General features: G+C 67.8%; 16 protein-coding genes. 6 read left to right on the top strand and 10 right to left on the bottom strand.

Annotated features, from left to right (window positions below; translation table 11 throughout):
* Window positions 1–2 precede the first annotated feature (2 nt).
* Together AC2YHT_RS09485 and AC2YHT_RS09480 are read left to right on the top strand one after the other, a co-directional pair.
* Window positions 3–362, top strand: coding sequence for an SUF system Fe-S cluster assembly protein (locus AC2YHT_RS09485; protein WP_110119803.1), 360 nt, complete (start codon window positions 3–5; stop codon window positions 360–362).
* Window positions 363–373: 11 nt separating this feature from the next.
* Window positions 374–766 carry a HesB/IscA family protein gene (locus AC2YHT_RS09480; RefSeq protein WP_487289396.1) on the top strand — a complete coding sequence of 131 codons (393 nt, stop codon included), beginning with the start codon at window positions 374–376 and terminating at the stop codon, window positions 764–766.
* Between the two features lie 19 nt (window positions 767–785).
* Here the strand turns inward: AC2YHT_RS09480 and AC2YHT_RS09475 are convergent, their stop codons facing one another.
* The 6 genes from AC2YHT_RS09475 to AC2YHT_RS09450 are packed head-to-tail and all read right to left on the bottom strand — an operon-like array spanning window position 786 to window position 4,008.
* On the bottom strand, window positions 786–1,157 hold the full coding sequence (locus AC2YHT_RS09475; protein WP_487289395.1) for a hypothetical protein: 372 nt from the start codon (window positions 1,155–1,157) through the stop codon (window positions 786–788).
* Window positions 1,157–1,672: a CDP-alcohol phosphatidyltransferase family protein gene (locus AC2YHT_RS09470; RefSeq protein ID WP_487289394.1), complete on the bottom strand. Its 516-nt coding sequence runs from the start codon at window positions 1,670–1,672 to the stop codon at window positions 1,157–1,159. Before AC2YHT_RS09470 ends, AC2YHT_RS09475 begins: the two co-directional genes overlap by 1 nt.
* Window positions 1,673–1,696: 24 nt before the next feature.
* Window positions 1,697–2,254 (bottom strand): hypothetical protein, encoded by a 558-nt coding sequence (locus tag AC2YHT_RS09465; RefSeq protein WP_487289393.1) that lies wholly within the window; start codon window positions 2,252–2,254, stop codon window positions 1,697–1,699.
* 23 nt (window positions 2,255–2,277) lie between these two features.
* On the bottom strand, window positions 2,278–2,637 hold the full coding sequence (locus AC2YHT_RS09460) for a hypothetical protein (protein ID WP_487289392.1): 360 nt from the start codon (window positions 2,635–2,637) through the stop codon (window positions 2,278–2,280).
* 13 nt (window positions 2,638–2,650) lie between these two features.
* Window positions 2,651–3,436: a lysophospholipid acyltransferase family protein gene (locus AC2YHT_RS09455; RefSeq protein ID WP_487289391.1), complete on the bottom strand. Its 786-nt coding sequence runs from the start codon at window positions 3,434–3,436 to the stop codon at window positions 2,651–2,653.
* An 11-nt stretch (window positions 3,437–3,447) separates the two neighbouring features.
* Window positions 3,448–4,008, bottom strand: a complete 561-nt coding sequence (locus AC2YHT_RS09450) for a TetR/AcrR family transcriptional regulator (RefSeq protein ID WP_487289389.1) — start codon at window positions 4,006–4,008, stop codon at window positions 3,448–3,450.
* Between the two features lie 95 nt (window positions 4,009–4,103).
* Between AC2YHT_RS09450 and AC2YHT_RS09445 the strand changes: the two genes are divergently transcribed.
* The 3 genes from AC2YHT_RS09445 to AC2YHT_RS09435 all read left to right on the top strand — a co-directional run bounded on the left by AC2YHT_RS09445 (window position 4,104) and on the right by AC2YHT_RS09435 (window position 8,933).
* The gene (locus tag AC2YHT_RS09445) at window positions 4,104–5,078 is read left to right on the top strand and encodes a glycosyltransferase family 9 protein (RefSeq protein ID WP_487289388.1); all 975 of its coding nucleotides are present in this window, start codon (window positions 4,104–4,106) and stop codon (window positions 5,076–5,078) included.
* Complete coding sequence (locus AC2YHT_RS09440; protein WP_487289387.1) at window positions 5,078–5,464, top strand: DUF6165 family protein; 387 nt, start codon at window positions 5,078–5,080, stop codon at window positions 5,462–5,464. The genes AC2YHT_RS09445 and AC2YHT_RS09440 overlap by 1 nt, the downstream gene beginning before the upstream one ends.
* Window positions 5,465–5,732: 268 nt before the next feature.
* Window positions 5,733–8,933 (top strand): TonB-dependent receptor, encoded by a 3,201-nt coding sequence (locus tag AC2YHT_RS09435; protein ID WP_487289386.1) that lies wholly within the window; start codon window positions 5,733–5,735, stop codon window positions 8,931–8,933.
* 195 nt (window positions 8,934–9,128) lie between these two features.
* On the opposite strand, the gene AC2YHT_RS09430 is transcribed toward AC2YHT_RS09435, so the two are convergent.
* From AC2YHT_RS09430 to AC2YHT_RS09420, 3 genes are all read right to left on the bottom strand, one after another.
* The gene (locus tag AC2YHT_RS09430; RefSeq protein ID WP_487289385.1) at window positions 9,129–9,452 is read right to left on the bottom strand and encodes a low molecular weight protein tyrosine phosphatase family protein; all 324 of its coding nucleotides are present in this window, start codon (window positions 9,450–9,452) and stop codon (window positions 9,129–9,131) included.
* 20 nt (window positions 9,453–9,472) lie between these two features.
* Window positions 9,473–10,276 (bottom strand): enoyl-CoA hydratase/isomerase, encoded by an 804-nt coding sequence (locus tag AC2YHT_RS09425; protein WP_487289384.1) that lies wholly within the window; start codon window positions 10,274–10,276, stop codon window positions 9,473–9,475.
* Window positions 10,277–10,433: 157 nt separating this feature from the next.
* A complete protein-coding gene (locus tag AC2YHT_RS09420; protein WP_487289383.1) occupies window positions 10,434–11,495 on the bottom strand; it encodes a GGDEF domain-containing protein in 1,062 nt (353 codons plus the stop codon).
* A 180-nt stretch (window positions 11,496–11,675) separates the two neighbouring features.
* Between AC2YHT_RS09420 and AC2YHT_RS09415 the strand changes: the two genes are divergently transcribed.
* Complete coding sequence (locus AC2YHT_RS09415) at window positions 11,676–13,133, top strand: coniferyl aldehyde dehydrogenase (RefSeq protein WP_487289381.1); 1,458 nt, start codon at window positions 11,676–11,678, stop codon at window positions 13,131–13,133.
* A 132-nt stretch (window positions 13,134–13,265) separates the two neighbouring features.
* On the opposite strand, the gene AC2YHT_RS09410 is transcribed toward AC2YHT_RS09415, so the two are convergent.
* Window positions 13,266–13,523: a hypothetical protein gene (locus AC2YHT_RS09410; RefSeq protein ID WP_487289380.1), complete on the bottom strand. Its 258-nt coding sequence runs from the start codon at window positions 13,521–13,523 to the stop codon at window positions 13,266–13,268.
* Window positions 13,524–13,616: the final 93 nt, after the last annotated feature.

The raw sequence follows: 13,616 nt of genomic DNA, 5'->3' as shown, positions 1-13,616 counted from the left end.
CTATGACCGACCAAGCCGAAGTCCCGCAAGCCGCGACGGCTCTTTCCTCCGAAGAGCTGAACCGCCTGACCGACCAGCTGATCGAGAAGCTGAAGACGGTGTTCGACCCGGAAATCCCGGTCGACATCTATGAGCTTGGCCTGATCTACAAGGTCGATGTCAGCGACGACAAGGACGTGGCCATCGACATGACCCTGACCGCGCCGGGCTGCCCGGTGGCCGGCGACATGCCGGGCTGGGTCAAGGATGCGGTCATGGAGATCGACGGCATCCGCTCGTGCAATGTCGATCTGACTTTCGACCCGCCGTGGGACCCGTCGCGGATGAGCGACGAGGCCAAGTTGCAGCTGAACATGTTCTGAGGACAGAGCCCATGGAAGCCGCCGTCACCGCCCGTCCGCGCCGCCCGCGCCCCAAGGTCGTCACCCTGACCGAGGCCGCCGCCGCGCGCGTGAAGGAGATCATGGATAGGGCCGACCAGCCCTATGCGGGCTTGCGCGTTGGCGTGAAGAACGGCGGCTGCGCGGGCCAGGAATATGTCTTCGAATACGCCAAGGAGAAGGGCCCGATCGACGAGGTCGTCGAGGACAAGGGCGTCACTATCCTGATCGAGCCGAAGGCGGTGCTGTTCCTGATCGGCACTGAAATCGACTACGAGGTCACCAAGCTGTCGTCGAAGTTCGTGTTCCATAACCCGAACGAGACCGACGCCTGCGGCTGCGGCGAGAGCGTGACCATTCAGCCGGCGCCTGAGCAGAACGACTGACGCGGCGCTTCGCCGAGGATCAGATCCACGATCCCGTCACCTGCATGGTGACGAACAATATTGCCAGGAAGGTCAGCGGCGTCTCCAGCACCGCAAGGACGGTCGCCGTGATCCGCCAGCCGCGCGAAAGCCAGATGGTCAGGGCGCCGATGGGCGCGCCAGAATAGAGCAGCAGCGGGCCCAACCATGGGAACGGCTGCGCGTCGAGGTCGAGCCTCGGCCTAGCGCCCGGTTCGATCCAGAAGAAGTGGCCGATCGCGGCGCAGATCAGAAACGGCAGGGCCGGCAGCAGCAGGACGGCGTGCCTGGGACGCAGGCCGCGGCGCGCCGCGAAGGCGACGGCCGGGCCGACCAGGAGGGCCTGGAAGCCGAGGGCGAGCAGGATCTCCATCAGGCGCCGACGAAGCCGGGTGCGGCCCGGCGCGCATAGATCGCCACCGTCACGACCGACAGCGCCGCGCTGGCCGCCAGGGCCCACAGGCCGGCCGTCTGGGCGCCGAGCGGCGCCAGCAGCAGGCCGACGCCCAGGAAGTTCAGCGCGATCTTCGGGTGCTCCAGCGGCGGGAAGTTGAAGTCGCGCTCGGGCTGGGCCTGCTGCAGGCCGGCGACGAAGAAGTTGCGGGCGATCAGCAGCAGCGGAACCGAGATCCAGGCGCCCGGAAAGGCGCCGGCCGCCATCAGGGCGCCGAGGCTGACGAGGGTCAGCAGCCGGTCGGCCAGCAGGTCGAACATCGCCCCGAACGTCGAGGTCTGGCCGAAGCGTCGCGCGACCCAGCCGTCGAGCACGTCGGTCAGGCCGGCGCCGAGGAACAGGGCCAGGGCGATCCAGCCGGCGTCGGCGAGAACGGCCCAGGCCAGGAAGGGCAGGGCCAGGATGCGCAGGGCGGTCAGCAGATTGGGCAGCATGTCCGTCTCCTCTGCGTCGCTGGGTCAGCGATAGGCGGCGACCATCGCTCTGTAGGCCGGCTGGCTCGTGGCCAGCGCTTCCGGCGAGCGGGCGCTGAGCACGAAGGTCAGGAAGAAGGTCTGGCCGTCGGCGTCGTTTTCCTGGCCGTAGGCGACCAGCTCCCAGTTGGCGCCCTTGCCCGGGGTCTGGCGGTAGACCGTCAGAGCGCCGGCGGCGGCGGTGGCCATGTCCGGCAGGCGTTCCAGCTTCAGGCCCGGATCGTCGGCGAGGAACTTGGCCTGGTCCTGCTCCAGGAAACCCGCCAGGTCGTCGGCGTCGCCGTCGCGTCGGGTGGCGCAGGCGTAGATGACCGCCGGCGCGTCCCGGAAGGTCTGGCCCGCCGGCGTGAGAGCCTTGCAGTTGTTCTCGTGCCTGACGTCGTCAAGCGCGCTCCACCCCGCCGGGGCGGTGATCTCGGGCCACCAATGCGGCTCGAAGCCCGTTTCCGTGGGAATCACGGCCTTGGTGATCTGGGCGGCGGCGGGGATCGGGGCGGCGAACGCCAGGACGACGGCTAGGCGGGCGGCGAAGGCTTTGGCCATCGGTTTTCTGATCAGTGCTTGAGTCATGGCATGACCCCGCCGACCAGAAGGGCCGACAAGAAGCCGATGACGAGGGTGAAGGGCGTCTGCAGCAGGCCGAACAAGGCCGCCACCAAGCGGAACTTTCGACCGTAGGCGATGACGACGATCGTCGCGGGCAGGATTGAAAGCGGGATGGCGAAGGCGAGCCATAGGAGCCAGTCCGGGCGCGGAAAGACCGAGTCTGGTCTGGCCATGAACGTGAGGTCGAACGCCAGGCCCAGCACCATCGGCGCGGCCAGCACGAGCAGCAGCAGCGAGCGCTTCTTCTCTGCCCCGGTCGCTCTTGCGATCGTGACGGCCGCGAAGGTCGCCACGGCCTGGAGCAGCAGGATGACCGCCAAGTCCCGCATCGCGTCACGCCGACAGCGGTTCGGCTTCGGCCGCCGGCTTTTTACGCGGCGGATCGACCAGCACCGAGGCCTTCACCGGCTGGCCGGTGGCTTCGGCGATCAGTTCGTTGGTGCGGCCTTCGACGGTGTTTTCCAGCAGCTTCATGAACTCGACCTTCTGTAGGTCCTGGGGCAGGGCGGGCAGGAACTCGACCGTGGCCCGGCCGGGGGTCTTCTTCTTCTCCTGCTGCTTCCAGAAGCAGCCGAGATTGGTGGCGACCGGCACCACCGGCAGGCCGAAGTCCTGGCTCATGTGATAGACGCCGGTGCGGTAGCGATAGCGCTCGCCCGGCGCGGCCAGGTGGCCCTCGGGATAGATCAGGATGCGGCGGCCCTCGGCGGCCACCTGGGCGGCGCTCTTGGAGAGGGCGGCGCGCGCTTCCGGTCCGCCGCAGCTGTCGACGACGATGGCCCCGAACTTCTTGAGGATGCCGCCCAGCAGCGGGAACTTCTCCAGGTGGTCGCCGGTGACGAAGCTGAGATTGTCGAGATTGGCGAACATCACGAAGCCGTCGCCCCAGCTGTGGTGTTTGGCGGCGATGATGAAGGCGCCCTTCGGCAGGTTCTCCTGGCCCTTCAGCTCGACCTCGACCCCGGCGAAGATCCGCAGGGCCCACAGCATGCGCTTCGAATAGAGCCGCAGGGCGAAGGTCACCGGCCGGCGGCCCGGCAGCAGCGCCGAGAGCGCCGCCGACAGGCCGTAGAAGATCGACAGCACCCAGTAGTAGGCGTTGAACAGCGCGCTGCGCATCAAGCGGTCCTTTATCGGGCCTTGAGCACGGCGAGGACCGCCGCGGTCATCAGGGGAGCGTGGGCCGAGAGCAGGTCTTCGCCCAGGCGGCCGTAGGCGCGGTTCTGGGCGGTCTGGGTGATGACGCCGATGGCCATGGCGGCGATGACGCGCGGGTCGCCCGGCGGCAGCTCCATCTTCAGCATGGCGTGCTTGATGATCGTCTCGACCAGGGTGACCGGGTCGCGGCCGTCTTCCTGGTAGTAGGGCAGGAAGTGGTGCAGCTGCAGCAGGTGGAACGAGAACAGGGTCCAGTCCTCGTCGGCCGCCGTGCAGTAGGCGCGGACGATGGCGCCGGCCTTGGCCTCGACGCCGTGGACGGCGCTCGCCTCGGCCTCGATCAGCTCGGACAGCCGCCGGTGGGCGGCCATGAACAGGCCGAGGGCCAGCTCGTCCTTGCTCTTCCAGTGACGGTAGATCGCGCCCTCCGACACCTCGGCGCGGGCGGCGATCAGCTTGGTGGTGGCCGCGTCGACGCCCTGGGCGGCGAAGACCTCGAGGGCGGCGCGTTCGATGCGGGGCTTGGCGCTCATGAGACCGACGTTACATCAGATCGAACAGATTGCAAGTAAACGCTCACATACGCTCCAGCGATTGACGGGGAGAGCGGGCGCGGTCATGCACGGCCATGGTCCAGACGGTTCTGATCTATTCCATGGGCGAGGTGATCGGCGATGGCCTGATCAAGCTGCCCTTCGTGGCTGGCCTGCGCGCTGCCTTTCCCGATGCGCGGATCACCTGGTGCGCGGCCAAGGGCGAGACGGTCTATGACGGCCCGCTGAAGCGCGTCGTGGCCGGCTATGTCGACGAGATCCTCAAGGACGGCGTCACCGGCGCGGGCGCGCTGGACGTGCTGCCTTGGGTCAAGCCGTTCGGCGGACGGACCTTCGACCTGGTCATCGACACCCAGGAGAACCTGCGCCGCAGCCTGGTGGCGCGGCGAGCCGCCCAAGGCCGCTTCGTCTCGGCCGCGATGGAAGCCCGCAAGAGCGACTGGCCGGCGGCCGTGGTCGACCGGCTGGCGCGGCTGTTGGCTCTGGCGAGCGACGGGCAGGGCGCCTTGCGGCCCTTGGCCCTGACCGAGACCGACGCCCTTTCGGCCGCCAGCGCCCTGCTGCCGGACGGTCCCGTCTATGTGGGCCTGGCGCCCGGCGCCGGCGGCCAGGAAAAGCGCTGGCCGCTGGAGCGCTATCTCGACCTGGCCCGCGATCAGCAGGCGGCTGGGCGGACGCCCGTATTCTTCTTCGGGCCAGACGAGGCGGCCGACGCGGCGATCGCCCGCGCCGAGGTTCCTGGCGCCCTGTTTCCGGAGGTCGATCGCGGCGACGGCTTCACCTCGGTGAAGGGGCCGCTGCTGGCCATCGCCCTGGCCGGGCGGCTGGCCGCCGCGGTCGCCAACGACGCCGGCCCCGGACACATGCTGGCGGCCGGCGGGGCGCCCCTGCTGTCGCTGCAACTGAATCGCCGCAAGGCGGTCAAGTTCCGGCCTGCCGCGCGCCGTCTTGAGGTGCTATGCGCCGAGGACTACGGAGAGGGCATGGCCGCGCTCCCGACCGATGTCGTCAAGGCCGCCCTCGACACCCTGATCGCCGGAGTTTCCTGATGTCCATCCTCGCCCCCATTTCCGCCGGCGAGCTCGTCGACAAGATCACCATCCTGCGCGTGAAGGCCGAGCGGATCGGCGATGCCGCCAAGGAGGCCAATGTCCGCAAGGAGCTGGCCCTGCTGGAGGGAATCGCCGCCGAAAAGCTGACGCCCAGCGCCGAGCTCGACCGCCTGACGGCCGAACTGACCGAAATCAACGCGGCGCTTTGGGACATCGAAGACGGCAAGCGGGCCTGCGAACGTCGCCAGGAATTCGGCCCCGAGTTCGTCCAGCTGGCCCGCCGGGTCTATATGGACAACGACAAGCGGGCCGCCGTGAAGCGTCAGATCAACGCCCTGACCGGCTCCGACATCGTCGAGGAAAAGAGCTACAAGCCGTACTGATCGGCATTTCAAATCAATCTGTTGCGCCAGGTTTTCGAGGCGCGCGAAGAGGGCGGCCCGCCAGGCGGAGCCGCCCTTCGTCGTTCCGACGTCTAGCGCTTCACTGCGTTTGCGACACCGAACGACGCTACCTGGCAATCTGACGAAATCCGCCGCCAAAGAGGTCTCGCCGATAATGACACCGGTTACCGCTTCTGGGCGGCGACCGGAGGGCGGCGCGGATCACACGGGCCTCCTCCGAAGGAAACGACAGGGAGGGGGAGGCATCATGCTTCAAACGACATTCCAACGTCGCGCCGCGGCGCGTCTGTGCGCGGCCGCGTCCGTGCTGGCTCTGAGCGCCGGGGCGGCTCACGCTCAAGAGGCGGCTCAGGCCTCGGGCCAGTCCGTCGAGAACACCGCCGTCGAGGAGGTGGTGGTGACCGGCTACCGCGCGGCCCTGCAAAGCGCCATCAGCGTCAAACGCAACGCCAACGTGATGGTCGACGCCATCAACGCCGAGGACATCGCCGATTTCCCGGACGCCAACCTCGCCGAGTCGTTGCAGCGCCTGCCGGGCGTGTCGATCGACCGCGAGAACGGGGAAGGGCGTACGATCACTGTCCGGGGTCTTGGCAGCGACTTTACCCGGGTGCGCCTGAACGGCCTGGAGGCGCTTTCGACGGCGGCCGCCACCGATTCCGGCACCAGCCCCAACCGCTCGCGCGGCTTCGACTTCAACACCTTCGCCTCGGAGCTGTTCAACTCGCTGAAGGTGCAGAAGACCGCTTCGGCCGAGACCGACGAGGGCTCGCTAGGCGCGACGGTCGACCTGCAGACCGGCCGGCCGTTCGACTTCAAGGGCCGGCGCCTGGCCCTGTCGATCCAGGATTCCTACTACGAGAACGGCGGCAACCACGTGCCGCGCATCGCGGGCCTCGTCTCCGACCGCTGGAACGACACCAAGATCGGCGACCTCGGGGCGCTGTTCTCGCTGGCCTACAATTCGCGCAAGCAGACCATCGACAGCTACCAGCGCCAGGCCGGCCAGAGCGACCTGCTGTACCGCAACGCCACCCACACTGGCGCGACGACGACGGCCACGGGCTTCGCGACCGTGGCCGAAGGCTCCAGCGCCGACGCCCTGGCGCAGATGAACGACCTGACGGTGATCCCGGCCCTGGCGACCCTGAACCACGCCGAGCTGCAACAGGAGCGGATCGGGGCGACGGCGGCCTTCCAGTGGCGGCCGACCCCCAAGACCACGGTGACCACCGATCTGGTCTATTCGCGCCTGTGGCAGGACCAGACGAACTACCAGCTGCAGACCGTCGGCCTGAACCGCAACAACACCAAGACGGTGACCTCGGGCGGCAAGACCTATTCGACCTACAACGCCTCGACCGCGCCGGCGAGCGTGCAGCGCCAGATCCTGCCGTACTGCACCAGCCAGACGGGCACGGCCTATCGCGACGCCATCGACTGCGGCACGGACCTCTACGGCTCCTCGCTCGTGTCGGGCACGAGCTACAGCTACAATCCCAACAACCTCGAGCCCTACGACTACTATTACAAGTACGGCTACAACGGGCAGACGGGGACGGCGGGCGTGCTGGGTGCGATCCAGGCCCTGGTCGGCCGGCCGGCGACCCAGGTGCTGGAAGCCCACGTCAACGACGCCAATCAGGCCGACTATCTGGTGATGGACAATGTCGACGTCCGCTCGGCGGCCGACGAGAGCTATTACACCACCACCTTCCAGCAGGCCTCGTTCAACGTCGCCCACGAGTTCAGCGACCGCTTCACCCTGAACGCCACCTACGGCCTGTCGCGCTCGCGCACCCAGAACACCGGCCTGCTGGTCGAGTTCAACCACATGGACGCCGACGGAGTGGTCTATGACGAGCGGGGCGGCGGCTCGATGCCGATCCTCAACTTCGGCTTCAACGTGGCCGACCCGACCCAGTGGGACACGGTCAAGGGCTTCTCGGCCCTGCGCCACTACGAGCGCTATGTCGACAACCGCTACGAGACCGCCAAGGTCGATCTGAAGTACGACATCGATGACGACCTGACCTGGAGCGGCGGCGTCGCCCGGCGCGTCTATCAGTTCACGACGGCGCAGTATCAACGCCTGTCGACCGAGACTCTGAACCCGACGCTGCTGGAAGCCGGCACGACGACGGCGGCGATGAGCAAGCTGGTGAACTGGGGCGCGGGCCTGGACGTCTCGTCCGGCACGCCGACCAGCTTCATCGTGCCCGACATCGACAAGTTCCGCAGCCTGTTCGGCTTCGACTGCAACTGCGTGAACAAATGGGGCGACTGGCGCCTGTCGTCGAAGTCCAACCCCGGCAACGCCTATTCGGTGACCGAGACCGACACCAGCTTCTACAACCAGTTCGACTTCCGCAGCGGGCTCTTCGACCGCACCCTGCGCGGCAATGTCGGGGTGCGATACGCCCTCACCGAGCTGGAATCGAACGGCTACTCGACCTCGGCCCGGGCGCTGACGGCGACCAACAAGTACCATGACCTGCTGCCATCGCTGAACCTGGCCTACGAGCTGAAGGACAACATGCTGCTGCGCTTCGGCGCGGCCAAGGTGATGGCGCGGCCGCAACTGGCCAACCTGTCGCCGGGCATCTCGTCGCTCAGCACCTCGCTGCCGTCGAGCTCGCTGCCGTCGATCACTCTGGGCAATCCTGAACTCAAGCCGTTCCGGGCCACCAACTACGACCTGTCGTTCGAATGGTACTTCGCGCCGGGGGCGCTGTTCTCGGCGGCGATCTTCACCAAGGAGATCAGCAGCTTCCCGCAGAACGTGACGCGTTCGGGGCCGCTGAGCCAACTGCTCGACAGCGACAGCCTGGCCTCGGTGAAGGACGCTCTGACCAACACCGCGCTGCTGGCCTATATCGCCGCCGATGGCGACTGGACCATCCGCCAGTACGTCGATGCGCCCGGCGGGCGGATCTCGGGCGTCGAGTTCAGCTACCAGCAGAACCTGACCTTCCTGCCCGCGCCGTTCGACAAGCTGGGCGTCCAGGCCAACTACACCCACCTGGAATCCAAGCTGGGCTACATCCTCAACCCCGACAAGGCCGACGGGATCGTCGAAGGGCCGTGGCTGGGCGCCTCGCCCGACGCGGTGAACTTCACGGTCTATTACGACGCCGACAAGTGGTCGGCCCGCCTGTCGAGCGCCTATCGCGCGGCCTACTACACGACCTATCCGCTGGCCTCGGGCACCTGCGCGCCGGGCGACTGCTCCTCACCCTACGTCAACGACTTCGGCGGCTCCAACGCCACCTTCAACCTCGACGGCTCGGCGACCTACACGGTCAACAAGTTCATCACGCTGAACATCGAGGCGCTGAACCTGACCAACCAGAAGACCGAGCGCTGGGCCTACGACGCCAACCACCTGGTCACCAACTACGGCTCGACCGGGCGCAGCGTGTCGGTTGGGTTCAGGCTGAAGTACTAGGCGTGAACTGGTCCTCGCCCCTGGGCGGGGACCATTCTGATCCGCTGCATTGGATCCCAAATCCGAGTATCCCCGCGAAGGCGGGGATCCAAGCTGAGACGGCGGGCTTCCCATGGGCCGCGCCATACCCTGAGAGTCAGCTTGGGTCCCCGCCTTCGCGGGGATGCACGGTGGAAGGATGGCGAGGTGATGGCCCTAAGTCTGCGGCAGGAACTGCGGCACGCGGGCCTCGAGCAGCCGCACCAGATCCTCGTCCATGAAGTCGTAGTCGTCGGGAATGCCCAGGCAGATCACCTTGGCCCGCAGGTGCTGGCGGTACCGCTTCGACAGCTTGTTGCGATGGGCCTTCTCCATGACGAAGATCAGGTCGGCCCACGCGACGTTCTCGGGCGTCACCGGGTTCTCGGCGTCGTTATTGAGACCCGCCGAGTCGACCTCGATCCCCGGCCAGTGCGAGAAGACCTGTTCGGCGGTCGGGCTGCGCAGCTTGTTCTGGCTGCAGACGAAAAGCACGTTCATCCGCCAAGCTTAGCCAAGCCTCACCGCCCCTTGAAGGCCGCCGGGCGCTTTTGCAGGAAGGCCGAGACGCCTTCGATGAAGTCTTCGGTCTTGCCGGCAGCGCGCTGGGCCTGGCGTTCGGCGTGCAGCTGGCCGATCCAGTCGGTCTCCAGGCTGTCCCAGACCAGCCGCCGGATCGCGCCCAGCGAGGCCGGGCCTTCGGCCAGGGCGCGGGCCAGTTCCAGGGCGGTCGGCATCAGCTCGGCGTCGGGGACGCAGCGGTTGACCAGGCCCCAGTCCAGGGCCTTGGCGGCGGGGATCTTGTCGCCCAGCAGCATCATCTCCATCGCCCGGGCCTTGCCCACCAGGCGCGGCAGCAGCCAGGTCGAGCCGCCGTCAGGCACCAGGCCGATGCGGCGGAAGGCTTGCAGGAAATAGGCGCTCTCTGCCGCCACGACGATGTCGCCGAGCAGGGCCAGGGAGCAGCCGATGCCGGCGGCCGGGCCGTTGACGGCGGTGACGATCGGCAGCGGGAAGTCGCGCAGCAGCGTCACCAGCGGATTGTAGACGCTTTCCAGGGCCGCGCCGGCGTCGGGCCTGCCGTCGGCGTCCATCGGCCGGCCGGCGGTCGCGCCCGCTGAGAGGTTGGCCCCCGAGCAGAAGCCGCGGCCTTCGCCGGTCAGCACCACGGATCGCGCTTCGACCTGGCCTGCCGCAACGACGCCGAAGGCGTGGGCCAGTTCGCGGGCGACCTCGGGGCTGGCGGCGTTGAGCGTGGCGGGATCGGAAAGGGTGACGACGGCCACGCCGCCTTCGGTTTCCAGCCGGATCTTCTCGTAGGCCATCACATCCTCCGGGCGTCTTTTCGCGCCTGAAGGCAAGCTAGGCGCGGCTGCCCCGGGGGAACGCAAGCGCTGGATGGCTCAAAAGGAAAGAGCCCGCCGATCCTGGGATCGACGGGCTCCGGACGCGGTTCTCTGGAGAAGAACGCGTGTTCTGTTCTTAAGCCGCGTTGGCCGATTCCTGCTGGGTCTCGGCGGCGGTGACGCGGTTGCGGCCGCTGCGCTTGGAGGCGTAGAGCGCGGTGTCGGCGCGTTCCATGACCGAGTGGGCGGTCTCGCCCTTGCGGCGCTCGGCGAAGCCGGACGACAGGGTGATGGCGCCCAGGTCCTCGTTGGTCGAGCGACGCTTGAGCATGCGCGAGGAGACCTCGACGCGGATCTCTTCCAGCGTGGCGTTGACCACGGTGGCGGCTTCGCCCGGGAAAATCATCGCGAATTCCTCGCCGCCGTAGCGGGCCGCGAAGCGGGGCAGGGCGGCGACGCGGCCGATGACGCTGGCGACGTAGCGGATGACCTGGTCGCCGGTCTGGTGACCCCAGGTGTCGTTGAAGCCCTTGAAGTGGTCGATGTCGAGCACGGCCAGGCAGATGGCCGAACCGGCCTCGTCGGCCTCGGCGCAGGCGCGCTCCAGCTCTTCGTCGAAGGCCTTGCGGTTGGCCAGGTTGGTCAGGCCGTCGGTGGTGGCGTCGCGGCGCACCTGCTCCAGGTGCTCGCGCAGGCGGTCGACTTCGGCGGTGGACTCGGCCAGGCGGTTTTCCAGCGCCTTGTTTTCCTTGGCGACCTGCCGGGTGGCGGCGGCCAGGCTGGTGACCACGGCCTTGATGCCTTCGACGGCGGTCGGGCCGTCGAGGTCCTTGGAGACCCCGGCCAGGGTCTTGCCGAAGGCGGCGTTGGTCTTCTGGGCGTTCTGGATGGCCTTCGAAACCGATTCCAGCTCCTTGGAGAGCAGGTCGCCGGCGTCGCGGATCTGTTCGTTGAGGCGAGCCTTGGGAAGATAGGCGGCGGCCAGCTCTTCGCTCAGCATCTCGGTGATGGGCTCGCCCATCGAGATCAGGCGGGTGATCTCGCGCGCCAGGGCGCCGTCCGGATCGGCCACATAGTGGGTCCAGAGCTCGAAGTTCAGCGCGGTCGGCCAGATCTGATGACGCTCCATCAGGTCCAGGGCCCGACGGGCGATCTTGTAGGCTTCAGGGCCGCGCAGCGTGGTCTCGACGTCCGACATCTTTCATTCCCCCGTTCGGTCCCGGTTTCTCCGAGGCCGATCGCTTGCGCGCCAAACATAAGCGCAAGAGTTCAAACGAGCGGTTAAGGCCGGACGGGCGCGCTTGCGCCGGTCACAACTTCAACGCATCCTGAACGCTGATAAGATGAGCCGAGAGGCCGTTTTCGGGAGAGACGCCGCATGAACGCCCCCGCCAACCTTGGTCCGGAGGCCGTCCGGGCCGGCCTGGAGACGGTGCTGCAGAAGCAGAAGGCCGCTCACCTGCGTGACGGCGCGCCGTCGGCCGGACGGCGCATCGACTGGCTGAACCGCAGCATCGGCCTGCTGGTCGATCACCAGGACGACATCGCCAAGGCGGTGAGCGACGATTTCGGCGTGCGCTCCAAGGACGCCACGGCCCTGACCGACGTCGCCGGCTCGATCGGGCCGCTGAAGTTCGCCCGCGACCATCTGCGCCAGTGGATGAAGACCGAGAAGCGACGCACCACGCCGGCGCTGCTGGGCGTGTTCGGGGCCAAGGCCGAGGTGCGCTGGCAGCCCAAGGGCGTGGTTGGCGTGATCAGCCCGTGGAACTTCCCGATCAACCTGACCTTCGCGCCGCTGGCCGGGGTGCTGTCGGCCGGCAATCGGGCGATGATCAAGCCGTCGGAGTTCACGCCGGCGACGTCGGAGCTGATGAAGGCGATGTTCGCCAAGGCCTTCGACGAGGAGGAGATCGCGGTCGTCACCGGCGGTCCTGAGGTGGGACAGGCGTTTTCGGGCCTGGCCTTCGACCACCTGCTGTTCACCGGCGCGACCTCGGTGGCGCGCCACGTGATGCGGGCGGCGGCCGAGAACCTGGTGCCGGTGACGCTGGAGCTGGGCGGCAAGAGCCCGGTGATCCTGTCGCGCGGGGCCGACCTGGAGACCGCCGCGGCGCGGGTGATGGCCGGCAAGACGCTGAACGCCGGCCAGATCTGCCTGGCCCCCGACTATGTGCTGGCTCCGGCCGAGGACGTCGATCGCTTCGTCGAGGCGGCCAAGGCGGCGGTCGCCAAGAGCTTCCCGACCCTGAAGGACAATCCCGACTACACGGCCCTGGTCGCCCAACGGCACTACGACCGGGTGAAGGGCTATGTCGACGACGCGCGCGCCAAGGGCGCCAGGGTGGTCGAGCTCAATCCGGCCGGCGAGGACTTCGCCCAGCAGGAGCACCGCAAAATCCCGCCGACCCTGATCCTGGATCCCACCGACGACATGACGGTGATGCAGGACGAGATCTTCGGTCCGCTGCTGCCGGTGAAGGCCTATAACCGCGTCGAGGACGCCATCGGCTACGTCAACGCCCACGCCCGTCCGCTGGCTCTCTATTGGTTCGGGACCGACGACGCCGAGCGCGAGAAGGTGCTGGACGGCACGACCAGCGGCGGGGCCACCGTCAATGACGTGATCTTCCATGTCGCCCAGGAGGACCTGCCGTTCGGCGGCGTCGGCCCGGCCGGCACGGGCGCCTATCACGGCCACGACGGCTTCCGCGAGTTCAGCCACCGCAAGGCGGTGTTCCACCAGCTGAAGAAGGACATCGGCCCGATGCTGGCCCTGCGCCCGCCTTATGGCGCGGCGATCCGGAAGTATCTGGCGGGGCAGATCAAGCGGTAGTCGCCTGCGGCGACCCCCTCAGTCGGCTTTGCCGACAGCTCCCCCAGAGGGGGAGCATTTGGCGCGGCGCAGATCCTCCCCCTCTGGGGGAGGTGGCCCGAAGGGCCGGAGGGGGAGCGCCGAAGGCGCGCTTCACCGCCCCTCGGTCCACAGGTCCAGCGGCTGCTTGGCCTCGTGGCGGATGACCGCGAAATAGCCGGCCACGGCCAGCACGACGCCCGTGATCAGTCCGCCGAAGAAGCCCGCCGGGGTGGCGAACCACAGGGTCAGGGTGGTGATGGCGACCGCCAGGGCGACGACGCACCAGCGGATCAGCACGCTGAAGGCGTGATAGGTGCGTTCGTGGGTCAGCAGGTCGGCGTCTGATTGGGACGGCGTGAAATTGGCCATGGCGGTTCCTCCGGGCTTTTTGCTCGTTCTTGGCAAACGCGCGGAACCGTCGAGGAAACAAAGAAAAGCCGGCGGCTCCGTGGAGCACGCCGG

The sequence above is a fragment of the Caulobacter sp. SRI_008 genome, from assembly GCF_057586355.1.
The sequence above is the reverse complement of the archived record's forward strand: the minus strand, read 5'-3'. Positions and strand labels throughout refer to the sequence as shown.

Excerpts from the sequence above, each read along its gene's own strand:
- AC2YHT_RS09440 (WP_487289387.1), top strand. The coding sequence starts at position 5,078 with ATGTCCATCCTCGCCCCCATTTCCGCCGGCGAGCTCGTCGACAAGATC.
- AC2YHT_RS09430 (WP_487289385.1), bottom strand. The coding sequence starts at position 9,452 with ATGAACGTGCTTTTCGTCTGCAGCCAGAACAAGCTGCGCAGCCCGACC.
- AC2YHT_RS09410 (WP_487289380.1), bottom strand. The coding sequence starts at position 13,523 with ATGGCCAATTTCACGCCGTCCCAATCAGACGCCGACCTGCTGACCCAC.
- AC2YHT_RS09465 (WP_487289393.1), bottom strand. The coding sequence starts at position 2,254 with ATGGCCAAAGCCTTCGCCGCCCGCCTAGCCGTCGTCCTGGCGTTCGCC.
- AC2YHT_RS09415 (WP_487289381.1), top strand. The coding sequence starts at position 11,676 with ATGAACGCCCCCGCCAACCTTGGTCCGGAGGCCGTCCGGGCCGGCCTG.
- AC2YHT_RS09470 (WP_487289394.1), bottom strand. The coding sequence starts at position 1,672 with ATGCTGCCCAATCTGCTGACCGCCCTGCGCATCCTGGCCCTGCCCTTC.
- AC2YHT_RS09420 (WP_487289383.1), bottom strand. The coding sequence starts at position 11,495 with ATGTCGGACGTCGAGACCACGCTGCGCGGCCCTGAAGCCTACAAGATC.
- AC2YHT_RS09425 (WP_487289384.1), bottom strand. The coding sequence starts at position 10,276 with ATGGCCTACGAGAAGATCCGGCTGGAAACCGAAGGCGGCGTGGCCGTC.
- AC2YHT_RS09485 (WP_110119803.1), top strand. The coding sequence starts at position 3 with ATGACCGACCAAGCCGAAGTCCCGCAAGCCGCGACGGCTCTTTCCTCC.
- AC2YHT_RS09455 (WP_487289391.1), bottom strand. The coding sequence starts at position 3,436 with ATGCGCAGCGCGCTGTTCAACGCCTACTACTGGGTGCTGTCGATCTTC.
- AC2YHT_RS09475 (WP_487289395.1), bottom strand. The coding sequence starts at position 1,157 with ATGGAGATCCTGCTCGCCCTCGGCTTCCAGGCCCTCCTGGTCGGCCCG.
- AC2YHT_RS09450 (WP_487289389.1), bottom strand. The coding sequence starts at position 4,008 with ATGAGCGCCAAGCCCCGCATCGAACGCGCCGCCCTCGAGGTCTTCGCC.
- AC2YHT_RS09480 (WP_487289396.1), top strand. The coding sequence starts at position 374 with ATGGAAGCCGCCGTCACCGCCCGTCCGCGCCGCCCGCGCCCCAAGGTC.
- AC2YHT_RS09435 (WP_487289386.1), top strand. The coding sequence starts at position 5,733 with ATGCTTCAAACGACATTCCAACGTCGCGCCGCGGCGCGTCTGTGCGCG.
- AC2YHT_RS09445 (WP_487289388.1), top strand. The coding sequence starts at position 4,104 with ATGGTCCAGACGGTTCTGATCTATTCCATGGGCGAGGTGATCGGCGAT.